Source organism: Streptomyces sp. NPDC059861 (assembly GCF_042731435.1).
GTDB lineage: Bacteria > Actinomycetota > Actinomycetes > Streptomycetales > Streptomycetaceae > Streptomyces.
In genome coordinates this window covers 1-25,499 of the sequence record NZ_JBHWJQ010000064.1, presented here as the reverse complement: position 1 = coordinate 25,499, position 25,499 = coordinate 1, and the positions used below count along the sequence as shown (strand labels likewise).

22 protein-coding genes are annotated in these 25,499 nt (G+C 71.2%); 13 read left to right on the top strand and 9 right to left on the bottom strand.

Going from position 1 to position 25,499, the window contains the following annotated elements:
* Nucleotides 1-153: 153 nt before the first annotated feature.
* Both ACFV6X_RS34380 and ACFV6X_RS34375 read right to left on the bottom strand, forming a co-directional pair.
* Nucleotides 154-3,003 carry an SUKH-4 family immunity protein gene (locus ACFV6X_RS34380; RefSeq protein ID WP_385390243.1) on the bottom strand — a complete coding sequence of 950 codons (2,850 nt, stop codon included), beginning with the start codon at nt 3,001-3,003 and terminating at the stop codon, nt 154-156.
* A gap of 7 nt (nt 3,004-3,010) precedes the next feature.
* Entirely contained in the window at nt 3,011-4,039 is a 1,029-nt protein-coding gene (locus ACFV6X_RS34375) for an SMI1/KNR4 family protein (RefSeq protein ID WP_385390241.1), read from the bottom strand.
* Between the two features lie 319 nt (nt 4,040-4,358).
* Here ACFV6X_RS34375 and ACFV6X_RS34370 point away from each other — a divergent pair, with 319 nt between their 5' ends.
* Both ACFV6X_RS34370 and ACFV6X_RS34365 read left to right on the top strand, forming a co-directional pair.
* Entirely contained in the window at nt 4,359-4,874 is a 516-nt protein-coding gene (locus ACFV6X_RS34370; RefSeq protein ID WP_385390239.1) for a YwqJ-related putative deaminase, read from the top strand.
* 158 nt (nt 4,875-5,032) lie between these two features.
* On the top strand, nt 5,033-5,527 hold the full coding sequence (locus ACFV6X_RS34365) for an SUKH-3 domain-containing protein (RefSeq protein WP_385390238.1): 495 nt from the start codon (nt 5,033-5,035) through the stop codon (nt 5,525-5,527).
* A 29-nt stretch (nt 5,528-5,556) separates the two neighbouring features.
* On the opposite strand, the gene ACFV6X_RS34360 is transcribed toward ACFV6X_RS34365, so the two are convergent.
* Complete coding sequence (locus ACFV6X_RS34360; RefSeq protein ID WP_385390237.1) at nt 5,557-6,891, bottom strand: sensor histidine kinase; 1,335 nt, start codon at nt 6,889-6,891, stop codon at nt 5,557-5,559.
* A 468-nt stretch (nt 6,892-7,359) separates the two neighbouring features.
* Between ACFV6X_RS34360 and glmU the strand changes: the two genes are divergently transcribed.
* The 5 genes from glmU to ACFV6X_RS34335 all read left to right on the top strand — a co-directional run bounded on the left by glmU (nt 7,360) and on the right by ACFV6X_RS34335 (nt 11,952).
* On the top strand, nt 7,360-8,808 hold the full coding sequence (gene glmU, locus ACFV6X_RS34355; protein ID WP_385390235.1) for a bifunctional UDP-N-acetylglucosamine diphosphorylase/glucosamine-1-phosphate N-acetyltransferase GlmU: 1,449 nt from the start codon (nt 7,360-7,362) through the stop codon (nt 8,806-8,808).
* 134 nt (nt 8,809-8,942) lie between these two features.
* Nucleotides 8,943-9,923 (top strand): ribose-phosphate diphosphokinase, encoded by a 981-nt coding sequence (locus tag ACFV6X_RS34350; protein ID WP_385390234.1) that lies wholly within the window; start codon nt 8,943-8,945, stop codon nt 9,921-9,923.
* A 193-nt stretch (nt 9,924-10,116) separates the two neighbouring features.
* A complete protein-coding gene (locus ACFV6X_RS34345) occupies nt 10,117-10,728 on the top strand; it encodes a 50S ribosomal protein L25/general stress protein Ctc (protein WP_385390233.1) in 612 nt (203 codons plus the stop codon).
* 78 nt (nt 10,729-10,806) lie between these two features.
* Nucleotides 10,807-11,409: an aminoacyl-tRNA hydrolase gene (pth, locus tag ACFV6X_RS34340; protein ID WP_385390232.1), complete on the top strand. Its 603-nt coding sequence runs from the start codon at nt 10,807-10,809 to the stop codon at nt 11,407-11,409.
* Nucleotides 11,410-11,463: 54 nt separating this feature from the next.
* Nucleotides 11,464-11,952 (top strand): hypothetical protein, encoded by a 489-nt coding sequence (locus ACFV6X_RS34335; protein WP_385390231.1) that lies wholly within the window; start codon nt 11,464-11,466, stop codon nt 11,950-11,952.
* Between the two features lie 66 nt (nt 11,953-12,018).
* Here ACFV6X_RS34335 and ppc read toward each other — a convergent pair whose 3' ends face one another.
* A complete protein-coding gene (ppc, locus tag ACFV6X_RS34330; RefSeq protein WP_385390229.1) occupies nt 12,019-14,751 on the bottom strand; it encodes a phosphoenolpyruvate carboxylase in 2,733 nt (910 codons plus the stop codon).
* A 316-nt stretch (nt 14,752-15,067) separates the two neighbouring features.
* On the opposite strand from ppc, the gene ACFV6X_RS34325 reads away from it, so the two are divergent.
* Both ACFV6X_RS34325 and ACFV6X_RS34320 read left to right on the top strand, forming a co-directional pair.
* Nucleotides 15,068-16,087, top strand: a complete 1,020-nt coding sequence (locus ACFV6X_RS34325; protein WP_385390228.1) for an acyl-CoA desaturase — start codon at nt 15,068-15,070, stop codon at nt 16,085-16,087.
* A complete protein-coding gene (locus ACFV6X_RS34320) occupies nt 16,084-16,758 on the top strand; it encodes a TetR/AcrR family transcriptional regulator (RefSeq protein WP_365448700.1) in 675 nt (224 codons plus the stop codon). The genes ACFV6X_RS34325 and ACFV6X_RS34320 overlap by 4 nt, the downstream gene beginning before the upstream one ends.
* Nucleotides 16,759-16,999: 241 nt before the next feature.
* Here ACFV6X_RS34320 and ACFV6X_RS34315 read toward each other — a convergent pair whose 3' ends face one another.
* Entirely contained in the window at nt 17,000-17,800 is an 801-nt protein-coding gene (locus tag ACFV6X_RS34315; protein ID WP_385390227.1) for a trans-aconitate 2-methyltransferase, read from the bottom strand.
* 73 nt (nt 17,801-17,873) lie between these two features.
* Here ACFV6X_RS34315 and tamR point away from each other — a divergent pair, with 73 nt between their 5' ends.
* Nucleotides 17,874-18,371, top strand: coding sequence for a MarR family transcriptional regulator TamR (gene tamR, locus ACFV6X_RS34310; RefSeq protein ID WP_351835048.1), 498 nt, complete (start codon nt 17,874-17,876; stop codon nt 18,369-18,371).
* A gap of 129 nt (nt 18,372-18,500) precedes the next feature.
* Here the strand turns inward: tamR and ACFV6X_RS34305 are convergent, their stop codons facing one another.
* Nucleotides 18,501-19,271, bottom strand: a complete 771-nt coding sequence (locus ACFV6X_RS34305; RefSeq protein ID WP_385390226.1) for a LuxR C-terminal-related transcriptional regulator — start codon at nt 19,269-19,271, stop codon at nt 18,501-18,503.
* A 297-nt stretch (nt 19,272-19,568) separates the two neighbouring features.
* Here ACFV6X_RS34305 and ACFV6X_RS34300 point away from each other — a divergent pair, with 297 nt between their 5' ends.
* Nucleotides 19,569-20,030 carry a GNAT family N-acetyltransferase gene (locus ACFV6X_RS34300; protein ID WP_385390244.1) on the top strand — a complete coding sequence of 154 codons (462 nt, stop codon included), beginning with the start codon at nt 19,569-19,571 and terminating at the stop codon, nt 20,028-20,030.
* 11 nt (nt 20,031-20,041) lie between these two features.
* Here ACFV6X_RS34300 and galK read toward each other — a convergent pair whose 3' ends face one another.
* The 3 genes from galK to galT are packed head-to-tail and all read right to left on the bottom strand — an operon-like array spanning nt 20,042 to nt 23,263.
* Complete coding sequence (gene galK, locus ACFV6X_RS34295) at nt 20,042-21,214, bottom strand: galactokinase (RefSeq protein WP_385390225.1); 1,173 nt, start codon at nt 21,212-21,214, stop codon at nt 20,042-20,044.
* 28 nt (nt 21,215-21,242) lie between these two features.
* Nucleotides 21,243-22,205, bottom strand: coding sequence for a UDP-glucose 4-epimerase GalE (gene galE, locus ACFV6X_RS34290; RefSeq protein ID WP_385390224.1), 963 nt, complete (start codon nt 22,203-22,205; stop codon nt 21,243-21,245).
* Nucleotides 22,202-23,263, bottom strand: a complete 1,062-nt coding sequence (galT, locus tag ACFV6X_RS34285) for a galactose-1-phosphate uridylyltransferase (protein ID WP_385390223.1) — start codon at nt 23,261-23,263, stop codon at nt 22,202-22,204. Before galT ends, galE begins: the two co-directional genes overlap by 4 nt.
* A gap of 177 nt (nt 23,264-23,440) precedes the next feature.
* On the opposite strand from galT, the gene ACFV6X_RS34280 reads away from it, so the two are divergent.
* The gene (locus tag ACFV6X_RS34280) at nt 23,441-25,120 is read left to right on the top strand and encodes a sodium:solute symporter family protein (protein ID WP_385390221.1); all 1,680 of its coding nucleotides are present in this window, start codon (nt 23,441-23,443) and stop codon (nt 25,118-25,120) included.
* 18 nt (nt 25,121-25,138) lie between these two features.
* Complete coding sequence (locus ACFV6X_RS34275) at nt 25,139-25,459, top strand: hypothetical protein (RefSeq protein WP_385390220.1); 321 nt, start codon at nt 25,139-25,141, stop codon at nt 25,457-25,459.
* Nucleotides 25,460-25,499: the final 40 nt, after the last annotated feature.

Sequence of the window (25,499 nt, the reverse complement as noted above, 5' to 3'; positions counted from 1 at the left end):
GGGCGGGTACGGGGTCGTTCACCACCCCGCCTGTGTCGCGGCCCCCCCGGGGGGGGGGGCCGGGGGGCCTGTTCCTTTAACAACTGGGGGGGGGGCCGGGTTCCCCCCCCGGGCCCGGCCCTCCCGCGAAGGGATGTCAGCGCACCGCGGGCGTCACAGCAGCCCGTCCCACATCTGCTCCAGCAGCACCGACCACCAGCTCTCCGGCGAACCCAGCGCCGCCGGGTCGAGCGCCGCCAACTGGGCCTGGAAGTCGACGGTCCAGCGGCCCGCCTGCTCCTGGTTCAGGCCGAACCGCAGCCGCCACATCCGGCCGAGCAGCGCCAGGCAGCGCACGAACTCCGGCAGCCCCGTGTTCACGAACTGCGGCGGCACCGGCGCACCGCCCGGCCCGGCCTCCACCGGTACGGCCACGATGTGCGCCGTGCCGTACTGCACGCAGATCGCCTTGCCGAAGTCGCTGCCCATGACGAGGTACGAGCCCGCGTCCGCCGCCGGCTGCACGCCGCGCTCCTGCGCCAGCTCGGCGAGCGTCGGCACCGGCCGGCCCGGCTGGGCCTGCGCCCAGAAGAACGGCCCCATGTCCAGCGGCAGTCCGGCCGCCACCAGCGTGTGCGCCACGACCGGCGGCACGCCCTGCCGGGACACCGCGGCCTGCTCGAACCGGAACACGCCTGGCCCGAACGCCCCTGCCAGCTCCTGCGCCACGCCCTCCGGCGGAAGCGGCGGCGCCGGCTGCACCGGCGTCAACGGCGCACGCACCGGCGCGGGGCGCGCGGGACCGTCCGCCACCTGATGCAACTCGCCCTGATGCGCCAGCAGTTGCTGCATGCCCTGCTGTCGGCTCGCGTGATCCGTGCCGTACGGCGCGATGCTCGTGATCCGCGCCTGCGGCCACTGCTCGCGCATCATCCGCGCGCAGTACGCGCCCGGCAACTCGCACGACTCCAACTCGGTGTGCAACTCCAGCACCTGGTCCGGCGGCACGTTCATGGCCCGCAGCTCATGGAAGATCTGCCACTCCGGGTGCGGCACACCCGGCGCCGAACGCCGGATCAGCTGCTGCTCCGAGCCGTCCTGCGCGCGGTAGCGCAGCACGGCCTGATAGCCCGGGCCGACGGTCGGCTGACCCTGCTGCGGATAGCCGTTCGCCGGACGCTGCCCGGGAACCGGCTGTCCCGGGATCGGCATCCCGGGAGCGGGGGGCGGCGGCATCGCACCCTGCGCCGGAGGCATCGGGTGCTGGGCGCCGAAAGGCATGCCCGGCACGCCCGGGGCCTGCGGCGGCGGGGGTGCGCCGGGGCCACCGACGGCGGGACCGGCGAGCATGGTCTCCGCGTGGTGCACGGCCCCGTGCGCGCCCCCGGCCGAGCCCTGCGCGCCCGGGGCACCTGGGACGCCGGGCGCGCCAGGGGGCTGGTGAGCACCCGGGATGCCAGGGGCTCCCGGAGTGCCCGGAGTCTGAGGTGCGCCCCGGCCCGGCCCCGTGCGACCGGGGTCGGCCAGCATCGTGGCCGCGTGGTGCACACCACCGGGCGGGGTACCGCCCGGAGTTCCCGGCGGGGTCGGAATTCCCGGCGGGGTCGGAGGACCGGGCGGAGTCGGGGCACCCGGCGGCTGCGGCGCACCCGGAGCGGCCGCGGGACCCTCAGGTCCGTCGGGCCCGAGGGAGGACACGAGCTGCGTGGGCACGTAGGCGCCCTGCGTACCGGGCGCACGCGGCGCGCCGGGCGGTGGAGGAGTGCTTCCCGGGCGCGCACCCGGCGTACCCGGAGCGCCCGGCGGCGGAGGCGGCGTCGCGCCTCCACCCCGCGCACGACGGGGCGGAGGTGCCGCCTTGCTCGTGGCGGCGTCTGCGATGTCCCCGGCGTGCGGAGCGAGCGGCTGCCCCGGAACGGCCGGCGGCTGCGGCGCACCCGGCGTCTGCCCGGAGCCGTACGACGGGTCGCCCGGACCGCCGGGAACACCCTCCGCACCCGAGCCCCCCGAAACCCCGGGCGCCGACGCGGGCGCGCCCGGCACCGGCGGAGGCGTCGCCGTACCCGGCGCAGGCATGGGCGAACCCGGCCCAGGCGCACCCGGCACCGGCGGAGGCGTCGCCGCCCCCTGCCCGGGCGGAGGCGTCGGGGTACCCGGCGTCGCCGCGCCACCCACCCCCTGCGGGTAGCCGTACGTCTGTGCGAGCGGCGCCTGCGGAGGCACACCCGCCCCCTGTGAGCCCCCCTCGTCGATCACCGGCGCGACCGTCGTGGGCGGAAGCCGGCTTCCCCCCGCGATCAACGCCGTCCGGGCCTCCGGAGGAGCCACCCGGGACTCCTCCTCGTCGGCCCCGCTCAGCGGCGGCGCGAACACGGTCGCCGGCAGCGGCACCGAACGGTCCTCACCGGCGTCCGCGTTGGTGTCCGTCCCCGCCCACGGAGTCGCCCCCGCGGGTGCCCCCGGCGTACTCGGCGCACTCGGCGCGCCGGACCCACCCGGCGCCCCCGCGCCCGCCCCGGACCCCGCCGCCGGCGCGCCCTCAGCAGCACCCGCAGCCGCGGGCCAGGCCGCACCACTGCCTCCGGCGGCGCCCGGCGCACCCGCGCCGGTGTCACCCCCGGAAGCCGCGGCCGTGGCCCGCCGATCCGGGATCCCCAGCTTGTCGGCCGCCTCCTGCAACCACTCCGGCGGACTCAGCAGGAAGGACGTCTGGTTCAGATCCACCCGCTCCGGGGGCGCGGCCACCGGCGCGGACGCCCCGTCGGGACGCCCGTACTCCTCCTCGTAGCGCCGGATGACCTCGCCCACCGGCAGCGACGGCCACAGCGTGGCCTCCCCGCTGTCCCGCGCGATCACCAGCCGCTGCGTTCCGCCGTCCGAACGCGGCCCGTCCGAGCGGTCCTCGGCCCACGCCACGAACCCGAGCTCGAACTCCCGCACCCGCACCTCACGATGCTGGTACGACGGCACATCCCCGTTGATCCACTCCTCGGCGCGCTCCTGCGCCTGCGCGAAGGTCACCATCGTCAGCTCACTCCCCCACAGACACCGAGGACGAGACGTCGACCGCCCGCGCGAAACCGCCGTCCACCATCAGATTCGCCACCGTGTCCAACTCCGGCGGCGACCCCGCCAGCCGCGACAGAAAGACGTCGAAGTCCTCCCCGCACGGCAGCAGCAACCGCTCCACCCGCTCGGCCGGCGGCCACGAGGGATCGACGTCGCGCGCGTCGTCGTAGGCGCAGAACCACACCGAACCGACCCGCTCGCCCTTCACCTTCACGGCCAGCAGACCGCCCTGCACGAACCCGACACCCAGGTAGTCCTTGGTGAGATGGTCACGCAGGCACTTGTTCACGTACACCAGGTCGTTGACCGCCGCCTCGTCCCGCACCGTGAAGAACGGCTGGTCGATCAGCAGCCCCAACTCCGCGTCCAGCGCGGTCCCGACGGGCGCACAGCCACCCGCCGCCTTCAGGAACGAGCGGTACGCGCCGGGCAACCGGTACCCGAGGTCCTCCTCGACCCCCAGCACCTGAGGCTCCGTCACCGCCGGCCCCGACTTCGGCAACCCGAAGTGCGCCGGCCGCGTCTCCTGGAGCGGCCGCGTGCCCCGCTTCGTCTGGTCCACCGCGGCCGTGGCGATCCCGCCGTGGTGCCGCAGCAGCGCCTTCACCTCGACGGGCACCAGCTCCAGCCGCCGTGTGCCCACCACGTGGTGCCACGTCCACCCGTGCGGCGTCGCCACCGGCGCCACCGTGTCCCACAGGTCGTGCCCGGAGGCCGACAGTGCCGCGTTCGCCGACACGTAGTCCGTCAGCCGCAGCTCGTCGACGCCGAAACCGGCCGGCGGATCCGCGATCTCGGCGGCCGCACGCGCGTAGGCCGAGAAATCGGGGTAGCCGTGCTCGTCCACCCGTACCCCTCCCGGGTGACGGGCCGCCCGGACCGGATCCGGGAAATGCACGACCTGCCCGGCGTAGGCCGCGTTCGGCGGCGCGGCTTGTCCCCCGGCCTGGCGGCCGGGAGGTGCCCCCAGCCCGAGCCGACCTGTCGTCATGGCGGTTGCCCCCTGCGGCACTCTGGTACGACCCGTAGCGGACCTTCTGAACCCTTCGGCCCGCTACGCCCCGTATCGACTGTCTCCAACGCGTTGCCCGCGCCTCGTGGTGCCAACAGCCTATGCGGTACGACGAAACCGGTCACCGGCGCACGTCACAGCACCGGCGACCCTCACTCGGCCCACGGTGACCAGCCGTCACCCCACCGTGACAGCCTGCCCAAACCCGGGCGTGTCGCGGCGCCCCAGCTTCCGCACGGGCCACGGCATTTGGCACTCTGTGTCCGCCGGGGGGATGCACGGGAGGGGAAATACGATCATGAACGCGACACAAACGGGGCCACACGCCGGTACTTCCGGCGACCCTCGCATCGGCTGGAGCGCCACCGACAGCCGCCCCGCGCCCACCCTCCACCACCGCCGCGACGGCATACTCCCGACCGTCGCCGCCGCCCTCTCCGTCCGCGGCGCCACCCTCACCGGCACCGCCGCCCGCGGCGACCAGCCTCCCGTCCTCCACCCCCTCGTGCAGGACTTCCTCGACACCCTCACCAGCGCCCAACGCGACCGCTTCACCGGCCGCTGCGCCGAGGCCATCCTCATCTCCCGGCACATCGCCGCCGCCGACGCCGCCCGCAGCAAACGCGCGGCCCGAAAACCCATGACCAACGGCGAGGCCCGCAAGGCCCTCAAGCAGGCCAAGCTCACCGCCCGCCGCATCCGCGAGGACGGTGATCCCCTGCACGGCGGCTTCGCCGCCCCGTGCCGCGCCTGCGCCGCCCTGACCGCCCACTTCGGCGTCCGCGTCATCGACCCGACGACAACGGACGACTGACGGCCGACGCACGGCCGACGGACGGTGGGCCAGGGCTTCTTGACCTCACCTGCCGCACCACTCACCCGCACCGCACAAGCCGCACCACACCCCACGAGCCGCACCGCACCGCACAAGCCGCACCACACCCCACGAGCCGCACAACGAACGAAGGGCAGATGCACACCGACCGCACCTCGACCACCCGCTTCGCCGTACCCGTCGACGCCGCCCTGCGCGACGCCGGCTGGCAACCCGGACGCTGGGACATCAAGCAGGCCGAGATCTGGGCCGACGCCCTGCGCGAGCACGCCTCTCCGGCCGGCCACCGGCACGCCGTCTTCCCCGCCGCGGTGGAGGCCTGGGCCGAGTTCGGCGGTCTGCACATCGCCCCCACCGGCCCCGGACGCCAGATCGCCCCCGCGCACCTCCACCTGGACCCGCTCCACGGCCTGCACATGGCCCGCACCCTCGGCGACCTCGGCCGCGCCCTCGACACCGAGGTCAGCCCCCTGGGCGCCGAACCCGACACCCAGGCCCTGCTCGCCATCGACACCGAAGGCCGCGTCTACGCCCTCGACCACACCGGCGACTGGTACCTCGGCCCGGACATCGACAAGGCCCTCACCGGCCTCGTCTCCGGCATGGAACCGGTACGCCTGACAGCGGCCTGATCACGGTCTCCCGGCCGCACCGGTCCGGACTACGACGACGCCGGGATCACCGCCGACACCCGAAAACCCCCCGCGTCCGTCGGCCCGGACACGAACACCCCACCCAGGCCGACGACCCGCTCCCTCATCCCCACCAGACCGTTGCCCCCCGAAGGCAACCGGGCCGAGGAAGCGGACGCGGCCTCCGGCGGCGGCTCGTTCTCCACCTGCATCGCGATCTCCGACACCCGATGCGCCAACCGCACATGGGTCTTCGCCCCCGCCGCGTGCTTGTGGACGTTCGTCAGCGCCTCCTGCACCACGCGGAACGCCGTCTGCTCCACCGCCGGCGCATACGGCCGCGCCTCCCCCTCCACCGACAGGTCGACCGCCATCCCCGCGGCGGCCGACTGCCCGATCAGCTCGTCCAGCTCGGACAGGCAGGGCCCCTCCCCCACCAGGCCCTCGTCGAGAGGAACCGCCCGCGAAGCCGCGGCGGCGGCAGCCGCGGCCGCCCCCACCGCCGCCAGCGGCACCGACGCCTGCTCACGCCGCCCCGCACCGCCGTCCCCGCTGCGCAGCACGCCGAGCATCTCCCGCAGCTCGGTCAGCGCCTGCCGCCCCATGTCACCGACCAGCGCCGCGTTCTTCACGGCCTTCTCGGGATCCTTCCGGGCGACGGCCTGCAACGCGGCGGCGTGCACGACCATCAGACTCACCCGATGCGCGACCACGTCGTGCATCTCCCGCGCGATCCGCGTCCGCTCCTCGTTGCGCGCCCACTCGGCCCGCTCCTCCGCCCGCTCCGCGAGCAGCTGAAGCTCCCGCTCCAGGCTGTCGGCGCGCTCCCGCAGGCTCTCCATCAACCGGCGCCGAGCACCCACGTACAGGCCCAGCAGCAACGGCGGTGCGGTCACGCCCAGCGACGCGGTGATGGAGACGAAGGGGACGACCCACTCGCCGATCCCCACATCCCCCCGCGTCATGTCCTGCCGCGCCCGGACGAACGTCACCACCAGCGTGCCCACGAGCGACATGCCCGCCAGCGCCGTGATGATCCGGCGGGGCAGCTCCGACGCGGCGAGGGTGTAGAGGCCGACGATGGTCAGCAGGAAGCCCATCTGGGCCGGTGAGATCGCGATCGACACCAGCACGACGGGGATCGGCCACATCCGGCGCAGCAGCAGCGTCGAGCCGGCCAGCAGGCCGAAGACGACACCCGCGGCGACCGGGATTCCCGCGTCCCGCGCGAACGGCACACCTTCGACACCGCACTCGACCGCGGACAGCAGCGCGAGCGTCCCGTCCAGTACGGCACTGCGCCATCTCGCCCACCACCACGGGCCGGACAGGCCCTGGGCGCGCTCTTCCCCCGTCGTGGTCATGCCCTCCAGCCTACGGGCGGGGGCCATTGCTTTTCCGGTGAGTTTCGACGACTTGGCCACACCACACTCCGTAGCCGAACAACAACGAATCCAGCCGGAATCCCTCGAACTGCCGAACCGGGAACGTTCATCGCCGGAACACCTGATTCCGACCGGGTGGTACGCGTACGGATCGAGCGGCGAGCCGTACCGTCGCATGGAAGGCCCCTGGTACGGCATAGTGTTGGGTGCCGACTCGGCGGCCCGACCTGATGTCCGGTTCGGCCGAGTTCCATCCCCCATGGTGTAACCAGGCAGCACTAAGGGTTTTGGTCCCTTAAGTTCAGGTTCGAATCCTGATGGGGGAGCTCCTGCGCGAGACCACGGCCGGGCCCTGACGACCATGTCAGGGCCCGCTCTCGTCCCGCCCCACAGCCACCCCGGTATCCTGCGGTTGTCCACACCCCCTCCACAGCCGAAGGGCATCCCGTGAGCGCCATTCGCCCGGCAGCCGTCGTCGTACTCGCAGCGGGTGAGGGCACCCGTATGAAGTCGGCCACACCGAAGGTCCTGCACGAGATCTGCGGACGTTCCCTGGTGGGCCATGTCCTCGCCGCCGCCGGTGAGTTGAAGCCCGAGAACCTCGTCGTGGTCGTCGGGCACGCCCGGGAGCAGGTCACCGCTCACCTCGGCGACGTCGCCCCGGACGTGCGCACCGCCGTCCAGGCGCAGCAGAACGGCACCGGGCACGCCGTCCGCATGGGCCTGGAGGAGCTGGGCGACGGTCTCGCGGGGACCGTCGTGGTCGTCTGCGGTGACACCCCGCTCCTGACTGGCGAGACGCTCAAGAACCTCGCCCGCACCCACTCCGAGGACGGCAACGCGGTCACCGTGCTGACCGCCGAGGTGCCGGACGCCACCGGGTACGGGCGGATCGTGCGGGACCCCGCCTCGGGCGCGGTGACGGCGATCGTCGAGCACAAGGACGCCTCCGACGAGCAGCGGGCGATCCGGGAGATCAACTCGGGTGTGTTCGCGTTCGACGGTCGGCTGCTGGCCGAGGCGCTGGGGCAGGTCCGGACGAACAACAGTCAGGGCGAGGAGTATCTGACGGACGTCCTCGGCATCCTCCGTGAGGCCGGGCACCGCGTCGGCGCCTCCGTGGCCGGTGATCACCGTGAGATCGCGGGGATCAACAACCGTGTGCAGCTCGCCGAGGCCCGCCGGATCCTGAACGACCGGTTGCTGACCGCCGCCATGCTGGACGGTGTCACCGTCGTGGATCCGGGCTCGACGTGGGTCGATGCGGGCGTGACGTTCGAGCAGGACGTCGTGGTGCTCCCGAACACGCTGCTGCAGGGCTCGACGCACCTCGGCGCGGGCTGCGAGGTCGGCCCGAACAGCCGGCTGAAGGACACCCGGGTCGGGGCCGGCGCCCGGGTCGACAACACCGTGTCGGACGGGGCGGTGGTCGGTCCGGAGGCGACGGTGGGGCCGTACGCCTATCTGCGTCCCGGGACGCGGCTGGGACGCAAGGGCAAGATCGGGACGTACGTCGAGACCAAGAACGCCTCGATCGGTGAGGGCACGAAGGTGCCGCATCTGTCGTACGTCGGGGACGCGACGATCGGCGACAACTCCAACATCGGCGCCGCGAGCGTGTTCGTGAACTACGACGGCGAGGAGAAGCACCACACCACCGTCGGGTCGCACTGCAAGACGGGCTCGGACAACATGTTTGTGGCGCCTGTCACGATCGGGGACGGTGCTTACACCGCCGCCGGGTCCGTGATCACGAAGGACGTGCCGCCCGGTTCACTGGCCGTGGCCCGGGGTCAGCAACGGAATATCGAGGGTTGGGTGGCTCGTAAGCGTCCGGGGAGTGCGGCCGCGAAGGCGGCCGAGGCGGCTTCCCGGAAGCCGGAAGGCGAAGGCTGACCGGAAACAGATGCGTCTGGGACGGCGTACCGTGATAAGTGCACACCCGCACCCCACCAGCTGAGACGACGCTTTTCGTCCAGTTGAGACGTCGTGTCAACATCCAGCTGAGACACCTCTGAGGAGACAGTGCTGTGACCGGGATCAAGACGACCGGCGAGAAGAAGATGATGTTCTTCTCCGGCCGCGCCCACCCCGAGCTTGCCGAGGAGGTCGCCCAGCAGCTGGGTGTCGGGGTCGTCCCGACCAAGGCCTTCGACTTCGCCAACGGCGAGATCTATGTGCGGTACCAGGAGTCGGCGCGCGGCGCCGACTGCTTCCTGATCCAGAGCCACACGGCTCCGATCAACAAGTGGATCATGGAGCAGTTGATCATGATCGACGCCCTGAAGCGGGCGTCGGCGCGCTCCATCACCGTCATCGTGCCGTTCTACGGTTACGCGCGGCAGGACAAGAAGCACCGGGGTCGTGAACCGATTTCGGCGCGTCTGATCGCGGACATGATGAAGACGGCCGGGGCGGACCGGATCCTGACCGTGGATCTGCACACGGACCAGATCCAGGGCTTCTTCGACGGTCCGGTGGACCATCTGTTCGCGCTGCCGCTGCTCGCGGACTACGTGGGCAAGAAGGTGGACCGCGAGAAGCTGACGGTGGTCTCGCCGGACGCCGGCCGGGTGCGGGTCGCGGACCGCTGGTGCGACCGGCTGGGTGCGCCGCTGGCGATCGTCCACAAGCGGCGGGACAAGGACGTCGCGAACCAGGTGACGGTCCACGAGGTCGTCGGTGAGGTCAAGGGCCGGGTGTGTGTCCTGGTCGACGACATGATCGACACGGGTGGGACGATCTGTGCCGCCGCCGACGCGCTGTTCGCGCACGGCGCGGAGGACGTGATCGTGACGGCCACGCACGGTGTGCTGTCGGGTCCGGCGGCGGACCGGCTGAAGAACTCGCGGGTGAGCGAGTTCGTGTTCACGAACACGCTGCCGACGCCGGGTGAGCTGGCCCGGGACATGGACAAGATCATGGTGCTGTCGATCGCGCCGACCATCGCGCGCGCGGTGCGCGAGGTGTTCGAGGACGGTTCGGTGACGAGCCTGTTCGACGAGCAGTGAGCCGCTAGCGCTCAGGCTTGATCGATTTTTCTACGGCCTCCCCGCCGAGTACTCTGTTGAGGTTGCTCGGCGAGGGAGGCCGTAGTCCGTTTCCGGACGGAATACGGCGGTCCGTTATCGACGCGCTCTTCGTAGCAGGCCGTTCGTGGCCGGGTGACCACGTCCGTTCCCAGTTCTACGAGGAGTGATCGTCATGTCCGAGGTGAAGCTCGCCGCCGAGTCCCGTACGGAGTTCGGCAAGGGTGCCGCCCGTCGTATCCGCCGCGACAACAAGGTTCCCGGTGTGCTGTACGGCCACGGTTCCGACCCGCTGCACCTGACCTTCCCGGGTCACGAGCTGCTGCTGGCGCTGCGTACGCCGAACGTCCTGATCTCCCTGGACATCGACGGCAAGTCCAACGAGCTGGCGATCCCGAAGTCCGTGCAGCGTGACCCGCTGAGGGGCTTCCTGGAGCACGTCGACCTGCAGCTGGTCAAGCGCGGCGAGAAGGTCACCGTCGAGGTCCCGGTCGTCGCCGAGGGCGAGCTGGCGGCGGGTGGCAACCTGCTGGAGCACGTGCTGAACGCGCTTCCGGTCGACGCCGAGGCCACCCACATCCCGGAGAGCTTCACCGTCTCCGTGGAGGGCCTGCAGGCCGGTGCCTCGATCCACGCCAAGGACATCAAGCTTCCGAACGGTGTCACGCTGGCCGTCGAGGAGGACGCTGTCGTCCTGCAGGTCCTGGCCGCGCAGGCCGAGGAGGCTCCGGAGGGCGAGGAGGCCGCCGAGGGCGGCGAGGGCGAACAGGCCGCTGCGGAGGCCTGATCGAGGCCTGATCGCCGGTAGCTTGCCAGCCGCTGCTTCCCTCGCGGAGGCGGCGGCTGGCGGCGTATCTAAGGAGATATGGACGTGACGACCGACGCGGGTGCCCCCTGGCTGATCGTGGGGCTGGGCAATCCGGGGCCCGAGTACGCGATGAACCGGCACAACGTGGGCTTCATGGTGGCGGATCTGCTCGCGCAGCGGATCGGGGGCAGGTTCAAGCGGGCGGGCAAGGCGCAGGCGCAGGTCGTCGAGGGCCGGATCGGTCCGCCGGGGCCGGCGAGCCGCCGGGTGATCCTGGCGAAGCCGATGTCGTTCATGAACCTCTCGGGCGGCCCGGTGAACGCGCTGCGCGACTTCTACAAGGTGCCGCTCGCCCAAGTGGTCGCGATCCACGACGAGCTGGACATCGACTACGGGACGCTGCGCCTGAAGCTCGGGGGCGGCGACAACGGACACAACGGGCTCAAGTCGATGACGAAGACGATGGGCCCGGACTATCACCGGGTGCGGTTCGGGATCGGGCGGCCTCCGGGGCGTATGCAGGTGGCCGACTTCGTGCTCAAGGACTTCTCGTCCGCCGAGCGCAAGGAGCTGGACTACTTCGTGGACCGGGCGGCGGACGGAGTGGAGTGTCTGCTGAGCGAGGGACTGGAGCGGGCGCAGAGTTCGTACAACTCCTGACTTGTCACCCACCTCGGTTGACTGCCCGTGCAGGCATGGCCAAGGATCGCGGCCATGCCTTCTGCCGTCGTCTCCAGTCAGGGCGCGTCCGTCGCGCTGCGGTTCGGGCGGCTCGTGGCGATGGGTGTCGTCGCGGCGCTGATACTGATCGCGGGGGTGTGGGCGTCCTGGAGCACCGCCCAGTATGTGATGCTCACCAAGGGGCGGGAGAGCGGGACGGTCAAGGTGACCGGCTGCGGGGACGCCACCTGCTCGGGCCCCTACACACCGATCTCCGCGGGGTCGCAGGCCCGCGACCGGGTCGTCATCGAGAAGACCGCCGCCGTGCGGGACGGGCAGACGTACACCGTGGTGATGAAGCCCGGCGGCAGGGAGGTCGTGCGGTCCGGGCCCGGCGGCGTGCTGTACTCCTGGGTGCCGCTGGGCGGCGCGCTGTTGCTGGGCTCGGTCGTGGTCGCGGGCGGGCTGGGGCGGATGCGGGCGGCCTGGGTGATGGCCGGCTCGGGGTTGGCGCTGATCACCGCGACCTTCGTCGTCGTGTAGGACCCAGGACGCGGGTGTGCCCCCGTGCTCGTGAGGAGCACGGGGGCACACCTGTGTCCGTGGTTCTCAGCCCGTGTTGCGCAGGCCGGCCGCCACGCCGTTCACGGTGAGGAGCAGGGCCCGCGCGAGCAGCGGGTCCGGCTCGGCGCCCGCGGCGGCGGCGTCGCGCTGGCGCTTGAGGAGGGCGACCTGGAGGTAGGAGATCGGGTCCAGGTAGGCGTCGCGGACGGTGAAGGTCTGCTTCAGCACCGGCTGGGCGTCGAGGAGTTCGTCCCCGCCCGTGATCCGCAGGATCTCGGCGACGGTGAGGGCGTGCTCGGCGCGGATGGTGTCGAAGACGTGCTTCAGCTCGTCCGGGACGAGGGTGTCGACGTAGTGGCCGGCGATCCGCAGGTCGGTCTTGGCCAACGTCATCTCGACGTTGGAGACGAAGTTGCGGAAGAAGTGCCACTGCCCGTACATCTCGTCGAGCACGGTGTCGAGGCCCGCCTCGCGCAGCGCCTTGAAGCCGGAGCCGACGCCGAACCAGCCGGGGACGATCTGCCGGGACTGGGTCCAGCCGAACACCCACGGGATGGCTCGCAGCCCGTCGAGGCCCGCGCCGGAGTCGGGGCGGCGGGACGGCCGGGAGCCGAGGTGCAGGTCCGCGAGCTGGTCGACGGGGGTGGAGGCGAAGAAGTACGCCGGCAGGTCCGGGTCCTCCACCAGCCTGCGGTACGCCGCGTGCGCCGCGTCGCTGACCAGGTCCATCGCGGCGTCCCAGCGGGCGAGGGCCTCCACGGACTGCCGGGGCGCGGTGTGCAGGGCGGAGGCCTGGAGGGTCGCGGCGACCGTCAGCTCCAGGTTCTCCCTGGCCAGGGACGGGATCAGGTACTTGTCGGAGATGACCTCGCCCTGCTCGGTCACCTTGATCTCGCCCTCCAGGGTGCCCCAGGGCTGGGCGAGGATCGCGTCGTGGGTGGGGCCGCCGCCACGGCCGACGGTGCCGCCGCGGCCGTGGAAGAGCCGCAGTCGTACGCCGTACCGGTGGGCGACGTCACGCAGGCGCCGCTGCGCCCGGTGGATCTCCCACTGGGAGGTCGTGATGCCGCCGAACTTGGAGGAGTCGGAGTATCCGAGCATGACCTCCTGGACGTCCCCGCGGAGTGCGACGAGCCGCCGGTAGGACGGGTCGGCGAGCATGTCCTCCAGGATGGAGTCGGCGGCCTTGAGCTCGTCCGTGGTCTCCAGCAGCGGCACGATGCCGATCTTGGCCCAGCCGGCGTGCAGGTCGACCAGGCCGGCCTCGCGGGCGAGGACCGCGGCGGCGAAGACGTCGTCGGCGCCCTGGCACATCGAGATGATGTACGACTCGATGACCTCGGGCCCGAAGACCTGAAGGGCCCGCTTGACCGTCCGGAACACGCCGATGGTCTTGGCGCCGGCCGCGTCGACGGGGGCGGGGCTGGGGGCCAGCGGGCGGCGCGAGCGGAGTTCCTTGGCGAGAAGCTTCGTGCGGTAGTCGCGCGGCATGTCGGCGTACCGCCAGGACTCCTCGCCGAGCCGGTCGAAGAGCTGGCCGAGCGCGTGGTGGTGGGCGTCCGCGTGCTCGCGTACGTCCATGGTGGCGAGCTGGAGGCCGAAGGCGGACAGCGTGCGGATGGTGCGGTCCAGCCGGCCGTCGGCGAAGAGGCCGCCGCGGTGGGCGCGCAGGGAGGCCTGGATCAGCTTGAGGTCGTGGAGCAGCTCGCCGGTGCCGAGGTAGTCGCGGCCGGCCTGGTGCGGGGTGCCCTTGGCGAGGCGCTGCTTGGTGTTCTCCAGCTTCTGCCGGATGCAGGTGGCCTTGAGGCGGTAGGGCTCCTCGGCGTTGAGGCGCTTGTAGCGGGGGCTGATCTCGGGCAGCTGGTCCAGGTCGGCCCGGAGGGATTCCAGGAGGTCCTCGGTGGCGCCGGTGTAGCGGATGGAGTTCGACAGGAAGCCGCGGAGCTCGTCGATCATCTCCAGGGCGTCGTTGATGCCGTGCTCGTGCTGGAGGATCAGCACCTCCCAGGTGACCTCGGGGGTCACGTTGGGGTTGCCGTCGCGGTCGCCGCCGATCCACGTGCCGAAGGTGACGGGGCGGGTGTCGTCGGGGAGCTTGACGCCGACGCGCTCCAGCTCCGCCGTCAGGTCCTCCAGGACGTCGCCGACGGCGCCGGCGTGCAGCTCGTCGAGGTAGTAGATCGCGTTGCGGGCCTCGTCGGCCGGTTCGGGGCGTACGACGCGCAGCTCGTCGGTCTGCCAGACGAGGTCGATGTTCTCGGCCAGCCGGATGTCGTGGCGGCGGCGGTCGGACTCGATGACCGGGGTCTCCAGCAGCTGGGCGATGCGCCGCAGCTTGTTGAGGACCGAACGGCGGGCGGCTTCCGTGGGGTGAGCCGTGAACACCGGACGAACATTGAGATGGCGGACGGTCTCCCTGAGGTGCTCGGGATCGGCGTCCTTCAGCCGGTCGGCGGTGCGGGACAGAAGCCCGCCCTCGGCGGCGCGGCGGGCGCGCAGCTCGCGGCCCCGGTGCACCTGCTCGGTGACGTTGGCCAGGTGGAAATAGGTGGAGAAGGCGCGGACCAGCTTGGCCGCGGTCTCCAGTTCGGTGCCGCGCAGCAGCTCGGCGGCGGCCTCGCCGTCCTCCCGGGTGAGGCGGCGTACCCTTTCGACGAGTTCCAGCAGCTCAGGGCCCTCCTGGCGGACAAGGGTCTCACCGAGGAGGTCGCCGAGCCGGCGGATGTCGGCGCGCAGCTCACTGCTGGTCGTCGTGGTCTGGTCGTCGGCACTGCTCACAGGTGCGGCTCCTTGCAGTGTTGAAGCTCGTCTGAAGCTCGTGTGGGAGGGAACCCGGTGACCGTCGCACGGCGGGGAGCCGTATTACGGGCCGGACTTCCGGGGAAGGAATCAGAGCGGACCGCGCTGTCCGACCGACTTCCAGGATAGGTGTCGGCCGGGACGCGCAGGATCACGGGCTCTTGCCGCCGCGCGACGCGCTGCCATACTTACTACGCCGTAGGTTACGGAACCGTAGGAATGTCTCGCCCCGAGTCGTACGCGGTACCCACAGCCCGGCACCTGCCTCAATCCACGACCCCACAGGGGACGCCCCATGACCACGAGTTCCGATGTGATCGACGACGCCCCGAAGTCGACCTCACAGGACACCGCCGATTCGCTTCCGCCCGCCACGCTCGGCGGCGACCGCAAGGGTTCCGTCGAGCAGGGCGCGCTCCTGCTCTTCATCGTCGTCCCGTTCCTCGCTCTCCTCGCGGCGGTGCCGCTGGCGTGGGGGTGGGGAGTGAGCTGGCTGGACCTGGGTCTGCTGGTCTTCTTCTACTTCCTCGGCTGCCACGGCATCACGATCGGTTTCCACCGGCACTTCACCCACAGTTCGTTCAAGGCCAAGCGGCCCCTGAAGATCGCGCTGGCGATCGCCGGGTCGATGGCGGTCGAGGGTCCCCTGGTGCGCTGGGTGGCCGACCATCGCAAGCATCACCAGTTCTCCGACGCGGAGGGTGACCCGCACTCGCCGTGGCGGTACGGCGAGACGCTCCCGGCGCTGATGAAGGGCCTGTGGTGGGCCCACATCGGATGGATGTTCGACGAAGAGCGCACCCCGCAGGACAAGTACGCGCCGGATCTGATCAAGGACCGGACGCTGCGGGCGATCTCCCGGCAGTTCATCGTCTGGACGCTGCTGTCCCTGGCGCTGCCCGCGCTGATCGGCGGTCTGGTGACGATGTCCTGGTGGGGGGCGTTCACCGGGTTCTTCTGGGGCTCGCTGGTCCGGGTGGCGCTGCTGCACCACGTGACCTGGTCGATCAACTCGATCTGCCACGCGGTGGGCAAGCGGCCGTTCAAGTCGCGGGACCGCTCGGGCAACGTGTGGTGGCTGGCGGTCCTGTCCTGCGGTGAGTCCTGGCACAACCTGCACCACGCCGACCCGACCTCGGCGCGGCACGGTGTGGAGCGCGGCCAGATCGACTCCTCCGCCCGGCTGATCCGCTGGTTCGAGCTCGCCGGGTGGGCGTACGACGTGCGCTGGCCGTCACGCTCGCGTATCGATTCCCGCCGTCAGGACGGGGAAGGCGGCTCCCGACGCCGGCGGGAGACGGCCGAGGCGGCATGATTGACGCTGTGGCGACCGACTCCAGCACCCCCAGCAACGACAAGCCGCGGCGGACGCGCCGTACCCGTATGACCGGTGCGGAGCGGCGCCAGCAGTTGCTGGAGATCGGTCGCACCCTCTTCGCCGCGAAGGGCTTCGAGGGCACGTCGGTGGAGGAGATCGCGGCGAAGGCGGGGGTCTCCAAGCCGGTGGTGTACGAGCACTTCGGCGGCAAGGAAGGGCTGTACGCGGTCGTCGTGGACCGTGAGATGCGCCGCCTGCTGGACATGGTGACCAGCTCGCTGACGGCGGGCCACCCGCGCGAGCTGTGCGAACAGGCGGCCTTCGCGCTGCTGGACTACATCGAGGAGTACACGGACGGTTTCCGCATCCTGGTCCGTGACTCCCCCATCCCCCAGTCGACGGGTTCCTTCGCCTCGTTGATCTCGGACATCGCCACCCAGGTGGAGGACATCCTGGGCCGCGAGTTCAAGAGCCGCGGCTTCGATTCGAAACTGGCCCCGCTGTACGCCCAGGCGCTGGTCGGGATGGTCGCGCTGACCGGGCAGTGGTGGCTGGAGGTGCGCAAGCCCAAGAAGGCCGAGGTGGCGGCGCACCTGGTGAACCTGGCGTGGCACGGGCTGGACGGCCTGGAGCAGAAACCGCGGCTGATCGGGCATCGCAAGAACTGAGGCCGCGGGCCGGAACAGAAGTGGGGATCTCGGAAGCGGCCGCCGCCGCTCCCGGGATCCCCCTCTTCATTCGACCGTCAGCGGATCGCGGTCCCGGCGGCCGCACCCGCCGCGGGCAGGCCGCACGGGACCGGTCCGGAGCCGGCAGCCGCCGCGCGCCCCGAGCGCCGGCGACTCGGGGATCCCCGTCATGCCGAGAACGTCCCCGTAGTACGCGCGCAGGCCCAACCGGTGGTGATCATCAGGGCTCCTTGTGGGCGACGGCGAAGACGCGGCGGAACGGGAACGGGGTGCCGTGGCTGCTCGGCGGGTAGGCCTCGCGCAGGGCCGTGCGGTACTCGTCCTCGAAGGCGCGTGCCGCCTCCGCGTCGTCGGCGAGGGCGGTCAGGACCGGGCGCAGGCCGGTGCCCTTCACCCAGTCCAGGACCGGGTCCTCGCCGGTGAGGAGATGGATGTACGTGCTCTCCCAGACGTCGGCCGTGCAGCCGAGGTCGGTGAGGCGTTCCAGGTACGCCTCGGGGGTGAGGACGGCGTCGTCGTGCCGCAGGGCGCCGGCGAGGCGGTCCGCCCAGCGCGGGGACGTGGCCAGCTCGCGCATCAGGCGGTGACTGGGGGTGGCGAAGTTGCCGGGGACCTGGAAGGCGAAGGTGCCGCCCGGGACGAGTCCGGCGATCCAGTCGGCGAACCGGTTCTCGTGCCCGGGGATCCACTGGAGCGTGGCGTTGCTGAGGATCAGGTCGTACGGCTCACCGGGAGTCCAGGTGCGCAGGTCGGCGTGGGCGTAGTCGAGGCGGGCGGTGCCGGGGTGCTCGGCGCGGGCGCGCTGAAGCATCTCCGGGGAGTTGTCGTAGCCGGTGACGCGGGCGGTGGGCCGGCGGGCGGCGAGGAGCGCGGTGAGGTGTCCGGGTCCGCAGCCGAGGTCGGCGATGCGGGGCGGTTCGGTGGGCGGCTCGGGGACGTGGGCCAGGAGGTCCGTGAAGGGGCGGGAGCGGTGTCCGGCGTGCCGCAGGTACTGGGCAGGGTCCCAGGTGGGGTCGGCCATGCCCTCAGCTTGGCAACCCAAGTATCTCGACGTCAAGAGACTTCATGTCGACACAACCACTACACTGATCGTCATGGAGGACGAGGTCGATCGGCTGGTCGCAGCGTGGCGCCGGGAGCGCCCGGACCTCGACGTGGAACCGCTTGAGGTGCTCAGCCGGGTGAGCCGGCTGGCCCGGCACCTGGACCGCGCGCGTCGGCTGGCCTTCTCCGAGCACAGTCTGGAGCCGTGGGAGTTCGACGTCCTGACGGCGCTGCGCCGGGCGGGGACGCCGTATCAGTTGTCGCCGGGACAGTTGCTGACCCAGACGCTGGTCACCTCGGGCACGATGACGAACCGTATCGACCGGCTGGCGAAGAAGGGCCTGGTCGAGCGGTTGCCCGATCCCAGCGACCGGCGGGGCGTGCTGGTCCGGCTCACCGACGAGGGCCGGGATCGTGCGGACCAGGCGCTGGCGGGGCTGCTCGACCAGGAGCGGGCGATCCTTGCGGAGCTGTCCCGTGCGCAGCGGGCTGAACTCGCGGCGTTGTTGCGCCAGTTGACGGCGCCGTTCGACAACATTCCCGGATAGGGCCGTCGGTCGTCCGCGGGCCGGGGGTGGCTGGTCGCGCAGTTCCCCGCGCCCCTGAAGCAAGCTGCCCAGCCGCGTCCGATCACGCGTCCCCGAGGGGGTTGCACAGTCGTGGCCGGTGCGTGGTTCTCAGGCGCTGTTGCTTTCCTCCGGGGTGATGCGGCCCGTCGGGCCCAGGTCGGCCGGGCCCACGCCCGCGCGGCGGGCGAGGGCGACGGCGGCGAGGGTGGAGTGGACGCCGAGTTTGCCGAGGACGTTCTGCATATGGGTGCGTACGGTGTGCGGGGAGAGGTAGAGGCGCTCGGCGACGGCCTTGCGGCCCAGGCCCGCGACCATGCAGCGCAGCACCTCCCGCTCGCGCGGCGTGAGGGACTCCACCAGCCGTTCGCTCTCGGTGCGGTGCCTGCGGGCCGCGGTCAGCTCGCGCAGCACGCCGGTGAGCAGGGCGGGCGGCAGATGGGTCTCGTCGCGCAGCACCCCCCGGATGACGGTGAGCAGCCGGGACAGCGAGCAGTCCTTGGCGACCCAGCCGCTCGCGCCGGCCTGCAGGGCGAGCGCCGCCCGCCGGGGATCGTCCTTCTCGGCGAGCACGACGACCCGCACGCCGGGCTGTGCGACACGGACCCCCGCGACCAGGGAGATCCCGTCCACGACCCCGTCGCCGCCCTCCTGCACGGGCACGGCGGGCCGTATCCCGGGCGCGGTGCCACCCAGGTCGGCGTCGACGAGCAGCACGTCGAAACGGCGGCCCTCGGCGGCCGCGCGCTCCAGGCTGCGTACCGCGGCGGGACCACTGCCGGCCGCGGAGACGTCGACGTCCGGCTCGGCGGCGAGTGCCGCCGCGAGGGACTCGGCGAAGATGCGGTGGTCGTCGACGACCAGGACTCGGATGCGTACCACGAAACCCCCTTCCCCGAGCTCTGGAAGAGCAGGGGACGCCCATCGACGGGAGCCGGTGACCGGTGCGGGCACGACGCCCGAAGCAGTCCTGGGTTGTTGTCTCAGCCGTTCCCCCAGGACGGGGTCGCCGCAGCCGCACGGCCGCCGCCGTGCAGGAACTGCTACCCCCACTTCGGGCGTCGTACCCGACTTGTCTCGCCCCCTGAACAGCACCGGCCCCCACCGGTGCTTTCATCAGAGTACGGGCGGGGGGCAGGAGCGGAAGCCAATTTGCAGAACTGGCTGTCCGGCGCGTTTATGGTGAGCCGCATGTTTCGTATTGAGACAGAAGTCGACAGGACCCGGCGCGATCTTCTCCGTTCGCGGCTCCGCGACACCAATACGGCAGCCTCACCCGTCCTGCGCGCCCTGCGCGGAACCCCCGCCGCCCGCGAAGCCCCCTTGCACGTCTGGGTGTTGGACGCGACCGGCGACCTGGCCGGCGGCCTGGTCGGGCACACCTGGGCGACCTGGCTGCACGTGACGTACCTCTGGGTCGACGGCCGCCACCGGGGCAGCGGCCTGGGCTCGCGCCTGCTGACGGAGGCGGAGCGCATCGCCCGCGATAAGCGCCGCTGCACCGCCGCCCGCGTGGAGACCTGGGACTTCCAGGCCCCGGACTTCTACCGCAGACAGGGGTACGAGGTGGTGGGCACGATCCCCGACTACCCGCCCGGCATCACGGAGTTCACGCTGACGAAGCGCCTGGTCACCGGCTGACGGCGGCCGCCCTACCGAAGCCGCCGCGCCCCCGGCGAAGGCACCGCCTCGAACACCCGGGGCGCCGTGAAGCCCGCCACCGCGAACGCCTCCTGGACCGCCTTGGTGACGCCGTCGACGTCCGCCACCTCCGCGAGCACGATCGCCGAGCCGCCGAAGCCGCCGCCCGTCATCCGGGCGCCGAGCGCTCCGGCCGACAGGGCGGTGTCGACGACCAGGTCCAGCTCAGGGCAGGAGATGCGGAAGTCGTCGCGCAGAGAGGCATGGCCCTCGGTGAGGACGGGGCCGATCGCCCGGGTCCCGCCCGACTCCAGCAGGGAGACGACGCGTTCGACGCGCTCGTCCTCGGTGACCACGTGCCGGACCAGACGGCGCACCTCCTCGTCGTCGCCGAGGCGGTCGAGCGCCGCGTCCAGCCCGTCGTACGGGATGTCGCGCAGGGCGTCGACGCCCAGCAGGGCGGCGCCCTTCTCGCAGCCGGCGCGGCGCTTGCCGTACTCGCCGGTGCTGTGCTCGTGCTTGACCCGGGTGTCGACCACCAGCAGGCGCATGCCCTCGGCGGCGAGGTCGAAGGGGATCTGACGCTGGGAGAGGTCGCGGGTGTCGAGGAACAGGGCGTGGCCCGCGGTGCAGCAGGCGGACGCGGTCTGGTCCATGATCCCGACGGGGGCGCCGACGTAGACGTTCTCGGCGCGCTGGCACAGGCGGGCCAGCTGCCAGCCCCTCAGGCCGAGTTCGTACAGCTCGTTCAGGGCCAGGGCGATCACCACCTCCAGCGCCGCCGAGGACGACAGGCCCGCGCCCGCCGGGACCGTGGAGGCCAGGTGGACGTCCGCGCCGGTCACCTCGTGGCCCGCGGCGCGCAACGCCCAGACGACGCCCGCCGGGTACGCCGTCCAGTTCCGGTCCGACTCCGGCTCCAGGGCGTCCACGCGCAGCTCGGCCACGCCGCCCTCGACGTCCGCCGAGTGCAGCCGCAGCACGCCGTCGGTGCGCCGGGAGACCGCGGCGACCGCGGTGTGCGGCAGCGCGAACGGCATCACGAAGCCGTCGTTGTAGTCGGTGTGCTCGCCGATGAGGTTGACCCGCCCCGGCGCGGCCCACACGCCCTGCGGATCGGCCCCGTACAGCTCCCGGAACCGCTCTGCGACAACCCCGGCGTCCGTCTCTCTGGCCTCGCTCATGCCCTGACCCCTGACCTTCCGTACGTCTCTACTTGCCGCGCCGCTGCGCGAACTCCCAGGCGTCCGCGACGATTGCGGCGAGGTCCGCGCGGGACGGGTTCCAGCCGAGCCGTTCGCGGGCGGTCTGCGCCGACGCCACCAGCACCGCCGGGTCGCCGCCCCGGCGCGGGGCCGCGACCTCGGGGATCGGGTGGCCGGTGACCTGCCGGACCGTCTCGACGACCTCGCGGACGGAGAAGCCGTTGCCGTTGCCGAGGTTGCAGATCAGGTGCTCGCCGGGTACGGCCGCGCCGACGGCCAGCAGGTGCGCCTCCGCGAGGTCCGCGACGTGGATGTAGTCGCGTACGCAGGTGCCGTCCGGCGTCGGGTAGTCGTCGCCGTAGACGGAGATCGCGTCGCGCCTGCCCTGGGCCACCTGGAGGACCAGCGGGATGAGGTGCGACTCGGGGTCGTGGCGTTCGCCGAACTCGCCGTACGCGCCGGCGACGTTGAAGTAGCGCAGCGACACCGCGCCGAGCCCGTGCGCCTTCGCCTCGCCGGTGATCATGTGGTCGACGGCGAGCTTGGAGGCACCGTAGGGGTTGGTCGGCGAGGCCGGCGCGGACTCGACGATCGGGACCTCCCGCGGCTCGCCGTAGGTCGCGGCCGTGGAGGAGAAGACCAGCTTGCGCACCCCGGCCGCCCGCATGGCGGCGAGCAGGGCCATGGTGCCGCCGACGTTGTTGTCCCAGTACTTCTCCGGCTTCACGACGGACTCGCCGACCTGGGAGAAGGCGGCGAAGTGGAGCACCGCGTCGAACGAGGAGTCCAGCCACTTCGCGGCGTCGCGGACGTCGCCCTCCACGAAGGAGGCACCGGCGGGCACACCCTCGCGGAATCCGGTGGACAGGTTGTCGAGGACGACGACCTCGTGGCCCGCCTCCAGCAGATGCTGGGCGACCACGCTGCCCACGTATCCCGCTCCACCGGTGACCAGGTACTTCCCGCTCATGAACTAGCTACCTCTCGCAGTCGCTCGGCCGCGCGCTCCGGCGGCACGTCGTTGATGAACACGCTCATGCCGGATTCGGAACCCGCGAGAAACTTCAGCTTGCCGGAAGTTCGGCGAATGGTGAAAAGCTCCAGGTGAAGTGCGAAGTCGTCACGGCTGACGCCCTCGAACTCCACCAGCTGGCCGAACGGCGCCTGGTGCCAGGCGGCGATGTACGGCGTCGGAGGCTCACCCTCGCCGAAGATCCGGTCGAAGCGCCTCAAGAGTTCCAGATAGACCTGGGGGAATTCCGAGCGTGCCGCCTCGTCCAGCGCGAGCAGGTCGGGCACCCGGCGCCGCGGGTACAGGTGGACCTCGTACGGCCAGTGCGCGGCGTACGGCACGAAGGCCACCCAGTGTTCACCCGCAAGGACGACGCGCTCGCCGGCGAGCTCGCGCTCCACGACGGCGTCGAAGAGGTTCTCCCCGCCCGTGGCCTCCCGGTGGGCCGCCAGGGACCGGAGCATCAGTGCGGTGCGAGGGGCGGTGAAGGGGTAGGCGTAGATCTGCCCGTGCGGGTGACCCAGTGTCACACCGATCTCCGCACCCCGGTTCTCGAAACAGAAGACCTGCTCGACGGAGGGCAGATGGGACAGCTCCGACGTACGGTCGGTCCACGCGTCCAGGACCAGCCGCGCCTGTTCCTCGCCCAGGTCGGCGAAGGACGCGTTGTGGTCGGAGGTGAAGCAGACGACCTCGCAGCGCCCGGAGTCACCGGCGAGCGAGGGGAAACGGTTCTCGAAGACCACAACGTCGTACGACGAGTCCGGGATCTCGCTCAGCCGTTCGCCCTGAGACGGGCACAGCGGGCACTGGTCGGCCGGCGGGTGGTAGGTGCGGCCCTGACGGTGCGAGGCGATGGCGACCGAGTCGCCCAGCAGGTCGTCGCGGCGGATCTCGGAGGTCGTCACGGTCCGCTCCAGCGGGCGGTGGTCGACCGCGTCCCGCACGGCGTCGTCACGCAGGTCGTAGTAGATCAGCTCGCGGCCGTCCGCCAGCCGGGTCGAGGTCTTCTTCACCGCGGACTCCTCATTCGAGCCACTCAATCATTCAACAGAACCCAACACACCAAAACACAACTCACCACGTCCGTCAACATCACAATCAATCAAAGCTCGACATCAGAAGTGTTCAATTAGCAAACGCTCAGGCGTAGGTTCCGGTCCGGATCAGTTCACGCAACGAAGCGAGTGCGTATGCAAACCCCCACATATCTGTCCGCCGAGCTACGGCTCCCCACCAACTGGCTCGACTACACGATCCTCGGCATCTACTTCGTCGTCGTCCTCGGCATCGGCTTCGCCGCCCGCCGGTCGGTCAGGACCACCCTCGACTTCTTCCTGTCCGGCCGCTCGCTGCCCGCCTGGGTCACGGGCCTCGCGTTCATCGCGGCCAACCTGGGCGCCACCGAGATCCTCGGCATGGCCGCCAACAGCGCGCAGTACGGCGTCTACACGACGCACTGGTACTGGATCGGCGCCATCCCGGCCATGGTCTTCCTGGGCCTGGTGATGATGCCGTTCTACTACGGCTCCAAGGTCCGCTCGGTCCCGGAGTTCCTCCTGCTCCGCTTCGACAAGGCGGCGCACCTGCTCAGTTCGGTCCTGTTCGCCTTCGCCGCCATCCTGATCGCGGGCGTCAACCTCTACGCGCTCGCGATCGTCGTGGAGGCGCTGCTCGGCTGGCCGGAGTGGGTGGCGATCGTCGTGGCGGGCTTCTTCGTGCTCGCCTACATCACCCTCGGCGGCCTCTCCTCGGCGATCTACAACGAGGTCCTGCAGTTCTTCGTGATCCTCGCCGCGCTGATCCCGATCACGGTGCTGGGCCTGAAGAAGGCCGGCGGCTGGGACGGCCTGACGAACACACTCACCGCCAGCCACGGCGACGACTTCGTGACCGCCTGGGGCGGCACCGGCATCGGCGACCCCAACCCGCTCGGTGCGAACTGGCTCACCATCGTCCTGGGCCTCGGCTTCGTCCTCTCCTTCGGCTACTGGACCACGAACTTCGCCGAGGTCCAGCGCGCGCTGTCCGCCAAGAACCTCTCCGCGGCCCAGCGCACGCCGCTGATCGCGGCGTTCCCGAAGATCTTCATCGTCTTCCTGGTGATGATCCCGGGCCTGGTCGCCGCCGCGCTGATCCCCCGGTTCGGCACACCCGAGTCGGGCTACCAGTACAACGACGCGATCCCCTACCTGATGCAGGACCTGCTCCCCAACGGCGTCCTCGGCATCGCGGTGACCGGCCTGCTGGCGGCCTTCATGGCCGGTATGGCGGCCAACGTGTCGTCGTTCAACACGGTGTTCACGAACGACATCTGGGCGAAGTACGTGGAACGGGGCCGGGAGGACACGTACTACGTGCGCTTCGGCCGCCTGATCACGGCGATCGGCGTCATGGCCTCCGTGGGCACGGCGTTCCTGGCGTCGTCCTTCTCGAACATCATGGCCTACCTCCAGACGCTGTTCTCCTTCTTCAACGTCCCGATGTTCGTCGTCTTCATCATCGGCATGTTCTGGAAGCGGGCGTCGATGAAGTCGGGCTTCTGGGGCCTGCTGGCGGGCACGACGGCGGCGATGGTCAACTACTTCGTCATCTACAAGCAGGGCATCATCGACATCCCCTCCGACCAGGGCGCCAACTTCGTCTCCGCGATCGCGGGCTTCGTCGCCGGCGCGGTGGTCATGGTGGCCGTCTCCCTGTTCACCGCCCCCAAGCCCGCACGGGAACTCCAGGGACTCGTCTACGGCACCCGCTCGCCCGGCATGGCGGAGCCGCCCGCGGAGGGCGACGACGCGTGGTACCGCAGGCCGGCGCTGCTCGGCTGGGGCGCGGTGATCCTGGCTGCCGCCTGCTACATCCCGTTCTCGTTCTGACCGCGAAGGACCAAAAACATGTCAGAGCACCCCGAACGCCCCGAGTACTCCGAGAACGACGTCCAGCGGGAGGTCACCGAACTGGAGGGCAGGTCCGCGACGGCCGCCCGCCTCTTCGACATCCGCCGCATCATCGGCGGCCTGTTCGTCCTCTACGGCGTCATCGTCACGATCACCGGCCTCACCGACGGCGACGCCGCGATCGACAAGGCCGAGGGCATCAACATCAACCTCTGGACCGGCCTGGGCATGCTGCTCCTGGGCCTCTTCTTCCTCACCTGGCTGAAACTCCGCCCCACGGCGCCCCCACCCCCCCAGAAAACCCCCGAAAGCCACTAACCACCCCAGCACCACGCCTGGGGGGGGCGGGCCCCCGGCC

Excerpts from the sequence above, each read along its gene's own strand:
- ACFV6X_RS34335 (WP_385390231.1), top strand. The coding sequence starts at position 11,464 with ATGCCTTCTGCCGTCGTCTCCAGTCAGGGCGCGTCCGTCGCGCTGCGG.
- ACFV6X_RS34370 (WP_385390239.1), top strand. The coding sequence starts at position 4,359 with ATGAACGCGACACAAACGGGGCCACACGCCGGTACTTCCGGCGACCCT.
- pth (WP_385390232.1), top strand. The coding sequence starts at position 10,807 with ATGGACGTGACGACCGACGCGGGTGCCCCCTGGCTGATCGTGGGGCTG.
- ACFV6X_RS34315 (WP_385390227.1), bottom strand. The coding sequence starts at position 17,800 with ATGGCCGACCCCACCTGGGACCCTGCCCAGTACCTGCGGCACGCCGGA.
- galK (WP_385390225.1), bottom strand. The coding sequence starts at position 21,214 with ATGAGCGAGGCCAGAGAGACGGACGCCGGGGTTGTCGCAGAGCGGTTC.
- ACFV6X_RS34345 (WP_385390233.1), top strand. The coding sequence starts at position 10,117 with ATGTCCGAGGTGAAGCTCGCCGCCGAGTCCCGTACGGAGTTCGGCAAG.
- ACFV6X_RS34360 (WP_385390237.1), bottom strand. The coding sequence starts at position 6,891 with ATGACCACGACGGGGGAAGAGCGCGCCCAGGGCCTGTCCGGCCCGTGG.
- galE (WP_385390224.1), bottom strand. The coding sequence starts at position 22,205 with ATGAGCGGGAAGTACCTGGTCACCGGTGGAGCGGGATACGTGGGCAGC.
- ACFV6X_RS34380 (WP_385390243.1), bottom strand. The coding sequence starts at position 3,003 with ATGGTGACCTTCGCGCAGGCGCAGGAGCGCGCCGAGGAGTGGATCAAC.
- ACFV6X_RS34365 (WP_385390238.1), top strand. The coding sequence starts at position 5,033 with ATGCACACCGACCGCACCTCGACCACCCGCTTCGCCGTACCCGTCGAC.
- tamR (WP_351835048.1), top strand. The coding sequence starts at position 17,874 with ATGGAGGACGAGGTCGATCGGCTGGTCGCAGCGTGGCGCCGGGAGCGC.
- ACFV6X_RS34300 (WP_385390244.1), top strand. The coding sequence starts at position 19,569 with ATGGTGAGCCGCATGTTTCGTATTGAGACAGAAGTCGACAGGACCCGG.
- ACFV6X_RS34325 (WP_385390228.1), top strand. The coding sequence starts at position 15,068 with ATGACCACGAGTTCCGATGTGATCGACGACGCCCCGAAGTCGACCTCA.
- ACFV6X_RS34280 (WP_385390221.1), top strand. The coding sequence starts at position 23,441 with ATGCAAACCCCCACATATCTGTCCGCCGAGCTACGGCTCCCCACCAAC.
- ACFV6X_RS34375 (WP_385390241.1), bottom strand. The coding sequence starts at position 4,039 with ATGACGACAGGTCGGCTCGGGCTGGGGGCACCTCCCGGCCGCCAGGCC.
- ACFV6X_RS34320 (WP_365448700.1), top strand. The coding sequence starts at position 16,084 with ATGATTGACGCTGTGGCGACCGACTCCAGCACCCCCAGCAACGACAAG.
- ACFV6X_RS34275 (WP_385390220.1), top strand. The coding sequence starts at position 25,139 with ATGTCAGAGCACCCCGAACGCCCCGAGTACTCCGAGAACGACGTCCAG.